The following is a 12836-nucleotide window of genomic DNA, read 5'->3' as shown; positions in this document are numbered from 1 at the left end:
CGGGGCGGGGCCGGGATTCCGGAGCCGGGAAGGACGGGGGGCTGCCGGTACCCTCTACCCATGAGCAGCGACGACACCGTACGTGCCTTCCCCGCCCGCTCCATCGAGACCCGGTCCGCGCTCTCCCCCGACCAGGCCGAGGCCGTGCGGGCCCTGCTCGCCGAGGCCGCCGGGGTCGACGGGCAGCAGCCGGTGTCCGAGCAGGGCCGGCTGCGGCTGCGCGGGGACGCCCGTGAAGGCGTCTCACATCTGCTGCTGACCGTCGACGGCGAACTCGTCGGCTACGCCCAGCTGGAGGACACCGACCCGGTGGAGGCGCCGGCCGCCGAACTCGTCGTCCACCCCGTGCACCGCGGCCACGGGCACGGCCGGGCGCTCGGCTCGGCGCTGCTCGCCGCCTCCGGCAAGCGGCTGCGGGTGTGGGCGCACGGCGGGCATCCCGCCGCCCGGCATCTCGCCCAGGTCCTCGGTCTGACCCTGTTCCGCGAACTGCGGCAGATGCGGCGGCCGTTGAGCGGCCTGACGCTGCCCGACCCGGTGCTGCCGGAAGGCGTGAGCGTGCGTGCCTTCGTGCCCGGCAAGGACGACGCGGCCTGGCTCTCGGTCAACGCCGCCGCCTTCGCGCACCACCCCGAGCAGGGCTCGCTGACCCAGCGGGACCTCGACGACCGCAAGGCCGAGCCGTGGTTCGACCCGGCCGGGTTCTTCCTCGCCGAGCGGCGCGGGGAGCTGATCGGCTTCCACTGGACCAAGGTGCACGCCGAGGAGGGACTCGGCGAGGTCTACGTCCTCGGCGTGCGTCCCGGCGAACAGGGCGGCGGACTCGGCAAGGCCCTCACCACGATCGGCCTGCGCCACCTGGCCCGCCAGCAGCTGCCGACCGCGATGCTCTACGTCGACGCCGACAACCAGGCGGCGGTGTCGGTGTACGAGCGGCTGGGGTTCACCACCTACGAGACGGACCTGATGTACCGCACGGAGACCTGAGCGAGGCCGACCCGAGCACCGGCCGCCGCGACCGCGGCTCCCGCAGCGACACCGCTCCCGCCACCGCCGCTGCCGCCAGCACCCACGCCCACCGCTCGTGCCCCGCGGCCCACCTCGGGTCGGCGGGCGTCACGAACAGCGCCCAGCGGGCGGGCAGCAGCAGCGGCGCGACAACGGCGGCGGTGAGCAGGGCGACGGCGACGGCCCGCCCGGGTTCCGGGGTGTCCGTGTGCCGCACGGCGGCCGTGGCCCCGGCGGCGGCGAGGAGGAAGGCGGTGCCGGCCTCCAGGGTGATGTCCCCGGCCGGAGGCCGGGCCGGTCCCGGCACCAGCAGCAGGACGGCCGTCCACCACAGTGCCGCGACGGGCGTCACCAGGGCGGCCCGCAGCGCGGTGCGCACCGGACGGCGGACGGGTACGGGAGCCGTGGTGTGCCGGGCCGGGTCGTCCAGGAGGAAGGCGAGCCCCAGCGAGAAGGCGAGCACGGCGGCCCGCAGCAGGGTCACCGACTCCAGGGGGCCCGGTGGCGGGCCGGGCAGCCGGGTGAGCGCGGCGGGCAGCAGGCCCACCGCACCGGCCACACCCAGCGCCCGCCAGGGCAGGGTGCGCCAGACCGGGACCACCAGTGCGACCGGCGTCCGGATGGCCGGCGTCACCGTCAGCCGGTGCATCGGTCCGCCCCCACGTCGATGTGCAGGCCCAGCAGTTCGGCGGCCCGGGCCGTCGTGACCTTGGGGGTGGTCAGCTCGGTCCAGTGCGCCTTCACCCGGGCGGCGACGCCGTCGAACGGCCGGCGGAACAGGGCGCGGACGACCTTCGTCTGGCCGGCCGTCATGGTGAGGGGCTCGGTGCGGGAGAGGACGATCGCGGAGCCGGTGAGGCTGTCGTCGAGGCGGACGTGCCGCAGCACGGACTCGGGGTCGCGCTGCCAGGCGAGGGACAGCCACATCACCGTGACCATCCGGCCGTCGCACAGTCCGGCGGCGTTCTTCTCGTTGTCCGCGACCAGCACCCCGGCCACGGCGGTGGAGAACTCCGGCACCCGGTTGCCTCCCCAGGAGGTGCCGACGGTCACCTGTCCGGGGCGGGTGGACGGGGCGATCGCGGCGTCACCGAGGTCGTAGCGGGCCTCCACCCGCTGCCGTACGAGCAGCGGCCGCTCGTGCGCGCCGCCGCCGGCGAGGGCCTGCACCCGGTCCGCGACCCGCGCCCAGTCGTCGACGCGCGGCGTCCACTCGGGGAAGGCGCAGTAGTGGGACGGGCCGCGCCTCGTGCACGTCTGGACCTTCTCCGGGGTGAGCGAGTCACGGGTCCGGGCCGCCGCCGTCGCCGCGGTGACCCCGCCCGTCTGCACGACCCCGCCCAGCACGGCCAGGGCCAGCGCCCCGGCGAGGGCCGCCTGCACGGTCCGGGTGCGGCCGCCCGAGACCAGCACGGCGAGCAGGGCCGCGGTCAGGGCGAGACCGGCGAGATAGAGCGCGTGCCAGGCGGCGGGGCGGCCCAGCAGGTCGGAGGGGAAGGGACGGACGCCGGAGGTGGTGACCACCGGCGTCAGCCACACCGCGCCGGTCTCCCGCCCGGCGAACGGGAGCGCGCCGCCGACGAACAGCATCAGGAACACCACGACGAGCAGCGGGCCGGCCACGGCCACAGGGCACAACCGGGCGAGCAGCACCCCGATCGTCCCGAACAGCAGCACGATCAGCGGTCCGGTCAGCAGCTCGGCCACCGAACCCCGGCCGACCGCACCGGGTTTGAGGGTCTCCCAGGTGAACTGGGCGGTCACGGCCGCGGCAGTGAGCAGCGCCGGCACGACGACGGACAGCATGTGGGCGGCCGTACGGCGCCAGGGGGCGAGCGACAGCACCACGAAGTGGCGTTCGGTGTCCCGGCGCCGGGAGCGCAGGGCGGCCTGGTTCGCGCACAGCAGCACCGCCAGGCCGACGAGCAGCGGGCCACCCTGGGTGGCGCGGTCGGCGTCCTGGAGGACGGGGAAGTCGTCCGAGGAGCGCGAGGTGTGCCAGACGATCCAGGTGACGTGGAGGACGAAGGCGATCAGGACCGGGAGGCGCAGCAGCAGCCGGCGGGCCTCGAAACGGGCCAGGGCGACCACGGCCGCCCAGGAGCCCCCGGCCCCGGTGCGTACGGCGGTGGGGGCGGCGTTCTGCGTGAGGGTCGCGGTCATGCCGTCACCTCCGCGCGGTCGTCGTCGAGGGTGAGCAGATAGCCGTCCTCCAGGGTGGGTTCGAGCAGATCGGCGCCCTCGGGCGGGTCGCCGACATTGCGGAAGACGCCCGTGCCGGTACGCCAGCCCGCCCGCGCGCCGGGATCGCGTGCGGTACTGCTCCACACCCGGCCGGCGGCCTGTGCGGCCAGCTCGGTGGGGGTGCCGTCGAACCGGATGCGGCCGTCGGCCATGACCAGCACCCGGTGGCAGAGCATCGCCACGTCCTCGGTCTGGTGGGTGGACAGCAGCACCGTGCGGCCCTCGCCGGCCTGGGCGATCAACTCCCGGAAGCGCATGCGCTGTTCGGGGTCGAGGCCCACCGTCGGCTCGTCCAGCACCAGGAATCCCGGGTCGCCGACGAGGGCGGCCGCCAGTGCGACCCGCTGCCGCATCCCGCCGGACAGCTTCTTGACGCGCTTGCCGCGCACCTCGGCGAGGCCGACCTCGTCCAGCACGCGCCGCACCTCCCGGTGCCGTGCGGCGCGGTCGGTCAGCTCCTTGAGGATCGCCACGTAGTCCACGAACTCGAACGGCGTGAAGTCGGGGTGGAAGCCGGGCGTCTGCGGCAGGTAGCCCAGCACGCGCCGGACCTCCTGGCGGCCGCGTGCGGTGGCCGGGTCGTGCCCGAGGACCGTGAAGGCACCGGCATCGGCGGGCACGGCGGTGGCGAGCACCCGCAACAGGGTCGTCTTTCCCGCGCCGTTGGGCCCGAGCAGCCCGGTGACACCCGGGCTCAGCCGCAGGGACACCTCGTCCAGGGCGCGGGTGGCGCCGTAGCGCAGCGCCAGCCCGGAGGCGGAGACGGTGACGGTGACGGTCATGCGGTACCTCCGTGGCAAGGCGTGGAAACAGCAGCGGTCGCGGTCACACGGCACCCCCGTGGTGCTGGTCGAACGTGGTCATACGGCGCCCCCGCGGGACTGGTCGAAACGGTCACGGACGGTGAAGAGCAGGCCGGCGGCGAGGACGGCGACCCCCGCCGCCACCGCCTGGCCGGCCGCGGTGAACGGGACGAGCTCCCCCGCGCCCCCCTGGTGGGCCTGGGCCGCCAGCAGCAGCGCGGCCCAGGCCCCGCCGACCGCCGACGGTGCCAGGACCGGGCCGAGCCGGGGCGTCAGCGCGAGCCCGGTCGCGGTGAGCGCGAGCCCGGGCAGCAGCCAGCCGAGCGCGCCGAGGCCGACCCCGGGCAGCGCGAGGGTCGCCAGGCCGGACAGGCCGAGCGCGGCGGCGAGCACGGCGGTGGTGCGGATCATCAGCAGACGGAAGCCGTGCACGGGCGAGACGACCGCCATCTCGTACGTCGGGTCGAGCGCGGGCCCGTACGACAGGGCGACGCCGGCGAGCGGCAGCATCGGGGCCAGGGCGAGGAAGAGCTTGTCCGAGTGGCTGCCGTGGGCCGTCAGCACCGACATCACCAGCAACAGCGTCACCGCCGTCAGCCAGGAGCGGCGCAGCAGGGGTGTGGCGGCCAGCAGCCGTGCGGTGTGGTCCGCCACACCGAGCCGTACCAGCAGCCGTTCGCACAGGCCCGGGCGGGGCGCGTCCAGCTCGGCGTCCAGCCGCTCCCAGGCCGCGTCCAGCGCGCCGGTGTCCCAGCCCTCGGCCAGCACCGCCCGGCAGCGTGCGCAGGCGGCCAGGTGGGTGTCGGCGGACCACAGCAGCGGGGGCGCCAGGTCCCCGCGCGCGTAGGCCCGCAGGTCGTCCTCGGCGACATGCCAGGTCATGTCAGTGCCTCCCGCAGTTGCTTCCGGGCCCGCATCGCGCGGGTCTTGACCGTGCCCGGCGGAATGCCGAGCAGGACGGCCGCCTCACGGGTGGTCAGGCCGTCGACGACCGTCGCCTGGAGCACCGCCCGCAGCTCGGGTGAGAGCCGGACCAGCGCGCCGGCGAGGTCCCCGTGCTCCACCCCCGCGAGCACGCGGTCCTCGGCGGACGCCTCGTCCCGGTGCCGCAGCCGGGCCAGTGCCTGCCGCAGCCGCCCGCGCGCCCCGTCACCGCGCAGCGCGTCGACCAGCCGGCGCGACCCGATCCGCCACAGCCACCCGGCGGCGTCCACGCGGTCGCCCTCGTCGCGATGGCGGGCCTTGCCGCGCCAGATCGCCAGGAAGGTCTCCTGCACGACGTCGTCGACGACCCCGGCGTCGGCGCACCGGCCGCGCAGGCGCGCGGTCAGCCAGGGCGCGTACCGCCGGTACAGCTCCTCGAAGGCGCGCCGGTCCCGGTCCGCCGCGATGGCCCGCAGCAGCTCCCCGTCGCTTCTCTTCTCGCTCACGTCTCCTCATCGGACCGGGGCCCTCGATCGGTTCACGGAACCTCGCTTCACTTTTGGATCACCGTTACACCCTGGACGTGCTGCCCCTCCACGCCCCGGGAAGCCACCGCATGACCGCACCCGCTGCCGCGCGCCCCACCTCCCGCCGCACCCTGCTGCGGCTGCACCGCCCGGCGCCGCTCGTGGAGAGCGCGTTCCTGCTCCTCGCCGTCGGTGAACTGCTCTGGCTCACCACTCGGCGGCGCCCCCGGCCCGGGCCTGCGAGGCGTCCGGGGGCTGGTGCACGTAGCCGCGCGGCCCCCGCTGCCCGCGCTGCCCGCGCTCGTGCTGTTCGCGCCGGCCGCGGGTGGCCCGGCCGGGCTCGCGGGCGCACCCTGCCCGCGCTCGCCGCGGCGCCGGGCGTCACCCCGGTGGCCTGGCTGTACCTGCGTGAGCTGCGGAAACCCCTGCGCGACGCGCTGCCCGGCCTCTGGTCCCCGAACCCGGCGGCCTGCGGGACGGTGCTCTCGCGGACCGCTCGCCGCGGCGGCGGCGTGTGGGACACTGCGGCGGCTGTCCGCCTGAACGCTGCGGGGCCGTCGTGGGGTGCGGGCCTGGGCTGCCCGGGGGCGCGGGAACCGTGCGATCAGCCACGACGGCCCGCGGACGACCGACGGCCCCACCAAGGCACGCCGCACACGGCAGTCCCGGGGGAGCGAACGCGTCGTTTTCGCGACTGCGACGCCCGGGAGCCGCCCCCCGCTATCCCGCACGTCATGTCTCCGTAACCATCGATTCAGCCAGACTTGCGAAGCTCGGCCAATGAAGCCCGCCGTGCCAGAGCCTTCGCCGCCCCCCGAGGGGCCCGCGCAGAACGGGACCGTGACACTCCCGCCCGCACGTTCCGACGCGCCCGTCAGCCCCATGGCGCGGAAGAATGGACTCATGAGTCAGCAAGACGCCCAGGCACCGGTCCAGCACGCACAGCCTCCCGTGGGCTCCATAGCCGCCCACCGCCCGCACACCGTCGCCGCCACGGTCTCCGACCTGGAACCCGACATCGACGCGGACCTCGATGCCTACGAGGACGCGCAGGGCGGCGGCACCCCCCTGCCACAGGGGCGTTTCCTGGACCGTGAGCGCAGCTGGCTCGCCTTCAACGAGCGCGTCCTGGAGCTGGCCGAGGACCCGAACACGCCGCTGCTGGAGCGAGCGAACTTCCTCGCGATCTTCGCGAGCAACCTGGACGAGTTCTTCATGGTCCGCGTGGCCGGTCTCAAGCGCCGTATCGCCACCGGCGTCGCCACCCGCTCCGCGTCCGGGCTGCAGCCGCGCGAGGTGCTGGAGATGATCTGGGCCCGCTCGCGGGAGCTGATGGCCCGGCACGCCGCCTGCTACCACGAGGACGTCGCCCCCACGCTCGCCGAGGAGGGCATCCACCTGGTCCGCTGGAACGAGCTGACCGACAAGGAGCAGGCCCGCCTGTTCACGCTGTTCCGGCACCAGATCTTCCCGGTCCTGACCCCGCTGGCCGTCGACCCCGCGCACCCGTTCCCGTACATCTCCGGTCTCTCCCTGAACCTGGCCGTCGTCGTACGCAATCCCGTCAGCGGCCACAAGCACTTCGCGCGCGTGAAGGTGCCGCCGCTGCTGTCCCGCTTCCTGGAGAGCAGTCCGGGCCGCTACGTCCCCATCGAGGACGTCATCGCCGCGCACCTGGAGGAGCTGTTCCCGGGCATGGAGGTGCTGGAGCACCACGCCTTCCGGCTGACCCGCAACGAGGACCTGGAGGTCGAGGAGGACGACGCCGAGAACCTGCTCCAGGCCCTGGAGAAGGAGCTCATGCGGCGCCGCTTCGGCCCGCCGGTGCGGCTGGAGGTCGAGGAGTCCATCGACCGCGAGGTGCTGGACCTGCTGGTGCGCGAACTGAAGATCGGCGAGGCGGAGGTGTACCCGTTGCCGGGTCCGCTGGACCTCACCGGCCTCTTCCGCATCCACCGCCTGGACCGGCCCGAGCTGAAGTACCCGGCGTTCGTCGCCGGCACCCACCGCGACCTCGCCGAGGTGGAGTCGGCGTCCGCGCCGGACATCTTCGCGGCCCTGCGCACCCGGGACGTGCTGCTGCACCACCCGTACGACAGCTTCTCCACGTCCGTGCAGGCCTTCCTGGAGCAGGCGGCCGCCGACCCGGACGTCCTCGCGATCAAGCAGACCCTGTACCGCACCTCCGGCGACTCCCCGATAGTCGACGCGCTCATCGACGCCGCCGAGTCCGGCAAGCAGGTCCTCGTCCTGGTCGAGATCAAGGCCCGGTTCGACGAGCACGCCAACATCAAGTGGGCGCGCAAGCTCGAGGAGGCCGGCTGCCACGTCGTCTACGGTCTGGTCGGCCTGAAGACGCACTGCAAGCTGTCCCTGGTGGTCCGCCAGGAAGGTGAGACCCTGCGCCGCTACAGCCACGTCGGCACGGGCAACTACCACCCGAAGACGGCGCGCCTGTACGAGGACCTGGGCCTGCTCACGGCCGACCCGCAGGTCGGCGCGGACCTCTCCGACCTGTTCAACCGCCTGTCCGGCTACTCGCGCCGGGAGACCTACCGCCGCCTGCTGGTGGCTCCCAAGTCCCTGCGCGACGGCCTGATCTCGCGAATAGACAAGGAAGTCCAGCACCACCGCGCGGGCCGTCCTGCCTTCGTCCGCATCAAGGTCAACTCGATCGTCGACGAGGCCGTCATCGACGCCCTCTACCGCGCGTCCCAGGCGGGCGTGCCGGTGGACGTGTGGGTGCGCGGCATCTGCGCGATCCGTCCCGGCGTCACCGGCCTGTCCGAGAACATCAGGGTCCGCTCGATCCTCGGCCGCTTCCTCGAGCACTCCCGCGTGTTCGCCTTCGGCAACGGCGGCGAGCCCGAGGTGTGGATCGGCAGCGCCGACATGATGCACCGCAACCTCGACCGCCGGATAGAGGCCCTGGTCCGCGTCGTCGACCCGGCCCACCGCGCAGCCCTCAACCGGCTGCTGGACACCGGCATGTCCGACACCACGGCCTCCTGGCACCTCGGCCCGGACGGCGAGTGGACGCGACACGCGACCGACGCGGACGGCCAACCCCTGCGCAACGTCCAGGAGATGCTCATAGACGCCCGGAGGCGCCGGCGTGGCACAGCAACACCTTGACCCGACGGACCCCACGGCCGAGGTGGTGAACGGGGATGCCCTGGCGGCGTACCTGTGCGCCCAGGCCACAGAGTTCCTCCGCGCCCTGCGCCTGCACCGGGAGACCGGCGGCACCACGGCGGGCGGCGCGGAGGAGTCCGTCGACGCGGCACGCCTGCTGCGCCGCTCGGCCCGCCGCATCAGCGGCAGCCTGCACACCTTCCGCCCGCTCCTCGACCCCGACTGGTCCGAGGAGATGCGCCCCGAACTGGCCTGGCTGTCCGGGACATTGGGCCTGGAGCACGCGTACGAGGCCCGTCTGGAGCGCCTGTTGCTGGCGTTGCACCGGCTGTCGGGGGCGACGGTGGTGCCCGCCCAGGCAGTGGACGTCGTCCCCGCGGGCGGCCGTGCCGCCGGAGCGGCACGGGTGGGCGCGGCAGCCCTCGGCGCCGCTGGCCCGGCGAGCCCCGCTCCGGAGCGCGGCAACCTGACGGTGGGCGCGGCCAAAGCAGGCGCCCTGCTCGAACGCCAGCTCACCCTCGCCCGGACACGGGCCCACTCGACGGCCCTGCAGGCGCTCGGGTCCAGCCGGTTCCACGCCGTAGCGGACAAGGTCGCCGTACTGGCCAGCGAGGTCCCCCTCACCCCCACCGCCCCCACCACCGACCTGCGTCCCCTGGCAGCCGCTGCGGAGGAACGGCTGACAGACGCGATCGGTGCGCTCCCCCTGGTCACCGCGGGCCACCCGTACAACGCGGAGGCCCTCGTCCACGGCCTGTCCCCGGACCCGTCCCCCCACCCCCAGGACGGTCCCTGGCACCAGGTCCGGCTGCTGCTGCGCCTGCACCGGTACGCCCAGGAGGTGCTGCGCGGCGGCAGCACGCCGGTCGACGTGGGCCTGCTGGCGGCCGGACAGGCCCTGAACCGGCACCGGGACGCCTCGGAGGCGGCAGCGGCGGCGGCCCAGGCCGCCCGCACGCCCCGGATCGCCCCGGCGACGGCGTACGCGCTCGGCGTGCTCCACGCCGATCAGCGGCACGAGGTGGAGGCCGCCAGGTTCGCCTTCCAGCAGGCCTGGCAGAAGCAGACCGTCAGCGCACCCTGAGTTCCCCTGAGGAGGCGGTGTGAGCGACATCCTGGTGCGGGCGGCCGGCTGCGTGCTGTGGCGCCGCTCGCCGGTCGCCGGTGACCTGGAGATCTGCCTGGTCCACCGGCCGAAGTACGACGACTGGTCGCATCCGAAGGGCAAGCTCAAGCGCGGCGAGGAGGCGCTCGCCGGTGCCCTCCGGGAGGCCGCGGAGGAGACCGGGTACACGGCCGAGCCCGGCGAGGAGCTGCCGACCCTGCGGTATCTCGCGAACGGCCGCCCGAAGCAGGTGCGTTACTGGGCGGCCGAGGCCGTCTCCGGTCGTTTCGTCCCGAACGCCGAGGTGGACCGGATCCTGTGGCTCTCCCCCGCCGCGGCCCGCGGCCGGCTCACCCAGCCCCGCGACCGGGACCTGGTGGACGCCCTCGTGCGGCCGTTCGAGCACCGGTAGCGAAGGATGTCACCGGCCCGCCAGGTGGCCGTCCGCGTCCGTGCGGGCCTGACTGCGGGCTCTGCGGGCGGGGCCGCGCCAGCCGCACGTGCAGTTGGCTACACAGAAGCGGCCCTGTTCGGACGTGCCGACGAGGTGTTCCTGCCCGGTCCGGGCGGGCTCCGGCCCGTCCTGCTGCGCCGAGGTGACTGCCACACCGACAACGTTACCCACCCCACGGTAAAGGGCTGGTACGCCTGCCACGCCACCCCCGGCGGCGCGTGACGGCGCCCCCTACCCGTCGTTAACCGGACGACAGGGGGCCCGTGACGGACGTACCGGCTGGGGGTAGGCAGGCGATGGATCGGCGGCAGCACAGAGCGGGCAGGACGGTCGTCGCGGTCGGCATCATGCTCGGCCTCGGGGCGGGTGCCACGGGCTGTTCCGGCAGCGGGGCCGCCGCCGAGGACGTCAAGGGCGGGGGCGACCCGCTCGCCGTCCTGCGCCGGGCCGCCGACACACTGCGCGGCGCGGGCAGCTCCAGGGCCACCACCTCCATGGAGATGGCGACGGGCGGCACCCGGGTCACCATCCGCGGCCAGGGCGCCTACGACTACCGGCACCGGTTCGGCCGGCTCACCGTCGTCCTGCCCGAGGACCCCGCGGGCACCTCCGAGCACCGGCCGATCACCGAACTCCTCGCTCCCGGCGCCCTGTTCATGAAGAACCGGGGCGCCGGCGTGCCCGCCGACAAGTGGGTGCGGGTGGACACCACCACGCTGTCCGACGGCAACCTGGTCACCGGCGGCGCGACCGACCCGTACGCGGCGGCCGAGGTGCTGCGCGGGACGCGGGAGGCGACCTACCTCGGCCGGACCGCGGTCGGCGGCACCGCCGTACGGCACTACCGGGGCACGGCGGACCTGAACAGCGCCTCCCGCCTTGCCTCCGCCGAGAACAGGCAGGCGCTGGCCGCGGCGGCGAAAGGCTTCGCCACGGCCGAAGTCCCGTTCGACGCGTATCTCGACGACCAGGGCCGTATCCGCAAGCTCAGGCAGCGCTTCAGTTTCGTCAACGGCCGGCAGCAGACCCCCGTGGCGGTCGCCTCGACGACCCTGCTCTACGACTTCGGCGCCCCCGCCGACGTACGGCTGCCGCGCTCGGCGGACATCTACGCGGGCCGCATCGCCGAAGACGGGCGCCGGCCCGGGCACTAGTCAGGGGTACCACCCCGTAAGTAGCCCGTCCGTGCCATGCGCGGTGAGTAGAGCGCTGCCTACTCTAGGAAGTCGGTGACTGCAGGGAAGAGGTGAGGCGGGTGGCTCCGGTCGGCGGTACGGCGGTGCAGGACCATGTGGCCCTCGCCGAGATCGAGCTGTGCGGAGAACTGATCATCGCGGCGTCCGCGGCCGAGGACCGGCTCAGCCTGGAGAGCATCGACGAGGTGCTGCGGGTGTCCGAGGAGCGGGAGTCCGGGCGGTCCTGGGAGTCCTGAGGGGTCAGGACCGCAGGAGGCGGCCGATCGCCTTCGTCGCCTCGTCCACCTTGGTGTCGATCTCGTCACCGCCCTTGAGGGCGGCGTCGGCCACGCAGTGCCGCAGGTGCTCCTCCAGCAGTTGCAGCGCGAAGGACTGCAGCGCCTTGGTGGAGGCCGAGACCTGGGTCAGTATGTCGATGCAGTACGTGTCCTCGTCGACCATCCGCTGCAGCCCGCGGATCTGCCCCTCGATCCGGCGCAGCCGCTTGAGGTGCTCGTCCTTCTGCTTGTGGTAGCCGTGCGTCGCGTGCGAAGTGTGCGCGGCCTCACTCGCGGCCTCGGAGGGAGCCGTGGCGCCGGCCTCGGTCGTCGTCATCGCGGGCCTCCATCTCGGGACGAGCTGCGAGCACAATCGGGGATACATACCCCTACTGGGTATATGGTAACCAACTTTCCGGGGTAGGGAGCCCTTGGTGCGCCCCCGTGCTGATCACTTTGCCCGATGGGCGACACTGGGATGCGGCCCGATAGCCGTGGCCGGATGATGCGCCTAGCATCAGCCTGACCGAAACCGAAGCACCCCGAGGACCCCACGTGCGCTTTCGTCTGACCCCCAGGGAGACGAGCTTCTACGACATGTTCTCCGCATCCGCGGACAACATCGTCACCGGCTCGAAACTCCTGATGGAACTGCTCGGGGCGGACGCACCTGCCCGAGCCGAGATCGCAGAGCGTATGCGGGCCGCGGAACACGCGGGTGACGACGCCACGCACGCGATCTTCCACCAGCTGAACTCCTCGTTCATCACGCCGTTCGACCGCGAGGACATCTACGCCCTCGCCGGGTCCCTGGACGACATCATGGACTTCATGGAGGAGGCCGTCGACCTGGTCGTCCTCTACAACGTCGAGGAGCTGCCGAAGGGCGTCGAGCAGCAGATCGAGGTGCTGGCCAGGGCCGCCGAGCTGACGGCGGAGGCCATGCCGAACCTCCGCACGATGGACAACCTCACCGAGTACTGGATCGAGGTGAACCGCCTGGAGAACCAGGCGGACCAGATCCACCGCAAGCTGCTCGCCCACCTCTTCAACGGCAAGTACGACGCGATCGAGGTGCTCAAGCTCAAGCAGATCGTGGACGTCCTGGAGGAAGCGGCGGACGCGTTCGAGCACGTGGCGAACACGGTGGAGACCATCGCCGTCAAGGAGTCCTGAGGCGTCG

14 protein-coding genes are annotated in these 12836 nt (G+C 73.5%); 7 read left to right on the top strand and 7 right to left on the bottom strand.

Annotated features, from left to right (window positions below; genetic code table 11):
- The first annotated feature begins 60 nt into the window (after window positions 1-60).
- The gene (gene mshD, locus ABZ919_RS34915) at window positions 61-987 is read left to right on the top strand and encodes a mycothiol synthase (protein WP_361256081.1); all 927 of its coding nucleotides are present in this window, start codon (window positions 61-63) and stop codon (window positions 985-987) included.
- Here the strand turns inward: mshD and ABZ919_RS34910 are convergent.
- The 5 genes from ABZ919_RS34910 to ABZ919_RS34890 all read right to left on the bottom strand — a co-directional run bounded on the left by ABZ919_RS34910 (window position 944) and on the right by ABZ919_RS34890 (window position 5485).
- A complete protein-coding gene (locus ABZ919_RS34910) occupies window positions 944-1657 on the bottom strand; it encodes an ABC transporter (protein ID WP_361256078.1) in 714 nt (237 codons plus the stop codon). The two genes, mshD and ABZ919_RS34910, sit on opposite strands and share 44 nt — an antisense overlap.
- On the bottom strand, window positions 1645-3171 hold the full coding sequence (locus ABZ919_RS34905; protein ID WP_361256076.1) for an ABC transporter permease: 1527 nt from the start codon (window positions 3169-3171) through the stop codon (window positions 1645-1647). The genes ABZ919_RS34910 and ABZ919_RS34905 overlap by 13 nt, the downstream gene beginning before the upstream one ends.
- The gene (locus ABZ919_RS34900; RefSeq protein WP_361256073.1) at window positions 3168-4034 is read right to left on the bottom strand and encodes an ABC transporter ATP-binding protein; all 867 of its coding nucleotides are present in this window, start codon (window positions 4032-4034) and stop codon (window positions 3168-3170) included. The genes ABZ919_RS34905 and ABZ919_RS34900 overlap by 4 nt, the downstream gene beginning before the upstream one ends.
- Before the next feature lie 78 nt (window positions 4035-4112).
- Window positions 4113-4937, bottom strand: a complete 825-nt coding sequence (locus ABZ919_RS34895; protein WP_361256070.1) for a zf-HC2 domain-containing protein — start codon at window positions 4935-4937, stop codon at window positions 4113-4115.
- Window positions 4934-5485, bottom strand: a complete 552-nt coding sequence (locus ABZ919_RS34890) for an RNA polymerase sigma factor (RefSeq protein ID WP_361256067.1) — start codon at window positions 5483-5485, stop codon at window positions 4934-4936. The genes ABZ919_RS34895 and ABZ919_RS34890 overlap by 4 nt, the downstream gene beginning before the upstream one ends.
- An 801-nt stretch (window positions 5486-6286) precedes the next feature.
- On the opposite strand from ABZ919_RS34890, the gene ABZ919_RS34885 reads away from it, so the two are divergent.
- The 3 genes from ABZ919_RS34885 to ABZ919_RS34875 are packed head-to-tail and all read left to right on the top strand — an operon-like array spanning window position 6287 to window position 10158.
- Window positions 6287-8641 carry an RNA degradosome polyphosphate kinase gene (locus tag ABZ919_RS34885; RefSeq protein ID WP_361256065.1) on the top strand — a complete coding sequence of 785 codons (2355 nt, stop codon included), beginning with the start codon at window positions 6287-6289 and terminating at the stop codon, window positions 8639-8641.
- The gene (locus ABZ919_RS34880) at window positions 8622-9725 is read left to right on the top strand and encodes a CHAD domain-containing protein (protein ID WP_361256062.1); all 1104 of its coding nucleotides are present in this window, start codon (window positions 8622-8624) and stop codon (window positions 9723-9725) included. The genes ABZ919_RS34885 and ABZ919_RS34880 overlap by 20 nt, the downstream gene beginning before the upstream one ends.
- Before the next feature lie 19 nt (window positions 9726-9744).
- Window positions 9745-10158 carry an NUDIX hydrolase gene (locus ABZ919_RS34875; protein WP_361256059.1) on the top strand — a complete coding sequence of 138 codons (414 nt, stop codon included), beginning with the start codon at window positions 9745-9747 and terminating at the stop codon, window positions 10156-10158.
- Between the two features lie 9 nt (window positions 10159-10167).
- Here the strand turns inward: ABZ919_RS34875 and ABZ919_RS34870 are convergent, their stop codons facing one another.
- Window positions 10168-10353 carry a hypothetical protein gene (locus ABZ919_RS34870; RefSeq protein ID WP_361256057.1) on the bottom strand — a complete coding sequence of 62 codons (186 nt, stop codon included), beginning with the start codon at window positions 10351-10353 and terminating at the stop codon, window positions 10168-10170.
- Window positions 10354-10496: 143 nt separating this feature from the next.
- On the opposite strand from ABZ919_RS34870, the gene ABZ919_RS34865 reads away from it, so the two are divergent.
- Entirely contained in the window at window positions 10497-11354 is an 858-nt protein-coding gene (locus ABZ919_RS34865) for a hypothetical protein (RefSeq protein ID WP_361256055.1), read from the top strand.
- A gap of 92 nt (window positions 11355-11446) precedes the next feature.
- Window positions 11447-11632 carry a hypothetical protein gene (locus ABZ919_RS34860; RefSeq protein WP_361256053.1) on the top strand — a complete coding sequence of 62 codons (186 nt, stop codon included), beginning with the start codon at window positions 11447-11449 and terminating at the stop codon, window positions 11630-11632.
- Window positions 11633-11636: 4 nt separating this feature from the next.
- On the opposite strand, the gene ABZ919_RS34855 is transcribed toward ABZ919_RS34860, so the two are convergent.
- Window positions 11637-11990 (bottom strand): metal-sensitive transcriptional regulator, encoded by a 354-nt coding sequence (locus ABZ919_RS34855; protein ID WP_361256050.1) that lies wholly within the window; start codon window positions 11988-11990, stop codon window positions 11637-11639.
- A 218-nt stretch (window positions 11991-12208) separates the two neighbouring features.
- On the opposite strand from ABZ919_RS34855, the gene ABZ919_RS34850 reads away from it, so the two are divergent.
- Complete coding sequence (locus ABZ919_RS34850) at window positions 12209-12829, top strand: DUF47 family protein (RefSeq protein ID WP_361256047.1); 621 nt, start codon at window positions 12209-12211, stop codon at window positions 12827-12829.
- Window positions 12830-12836: the final 7 nt, after the last annotated feature.

This window comes from Streptomyces sp. NPDC046759 (assembly GCF_040645475.1).
Taxonomy (GTDB): domain Bacteria; phylum Actinomycetota; class Actinomycetes; order Streptomycetales; family Streptomycetaceae; genus Streptomyces.
Note: the sequence above shows the minus strand (reverse complement) of the source record. Positions and strands in the feature narration are given on the sequence as shown.

Bases quoted from the DNA above. Each gene is read 5' to 3' on its own strand.
- mshD (WP_361256081.1), top strand. From the start codon at position 61: ATGAGCAGCGACGACACCGTACGTGCCTTCCCCGCCCGCTCCATCGAG.
- ABZ919_RS34910 (WP_361256078.1), bottom strand. From the start codon at position 1,657: ATGCACCGGCTGACGGTGACGCCGGCCATCCGGACGCCGGTCGCACTG.
- ABZ919_RS34905 (WP_361256076.1), bottom strand. From the start codon at position 3,171: ATGACCGCGACCCTCACGCAGAACGCCGCCCCCACCGCCGTACGCACC.
- ABZ919_RS34900 (WP_361256073.1), bottom strand. From the start codon at position 4,034: ATGACCGTCACCGTCACCGTCTCCGCCTCCGGGCTGGCGCTGCGCTAC.
- ABZ919_RS34895 (WP_361256070.1), bottom strand. From the start codon at position 4,937: ATGACCTGGCATGTCGCCGAGGACGACCTGCGGGCCTACGCGCGCGGG.
- ABZ919_RS34885 (WP_361256065.1), top strand. From the start codon at position 6,287: ATGAAGCCCGCCGTGCCAGAGCCTTCGCCGCCCCCCGAGGGGCCCGCG.
- ABZ919_RS34865 (WP_361256055.1), top strand. From the start codon at position 10,497: ATGGATCGGCGGCAGCACAGAGCGGGCAGGACGGTCGTCGCGGTCGGC.
- ABZ919_RS34855 (WP_361256050.1), bottom strand. From the start codon at position 11,990: ATGACGACGACCGAGGCCGGCGCCACGGCTCCCTCCGAGGCCGCGAGT.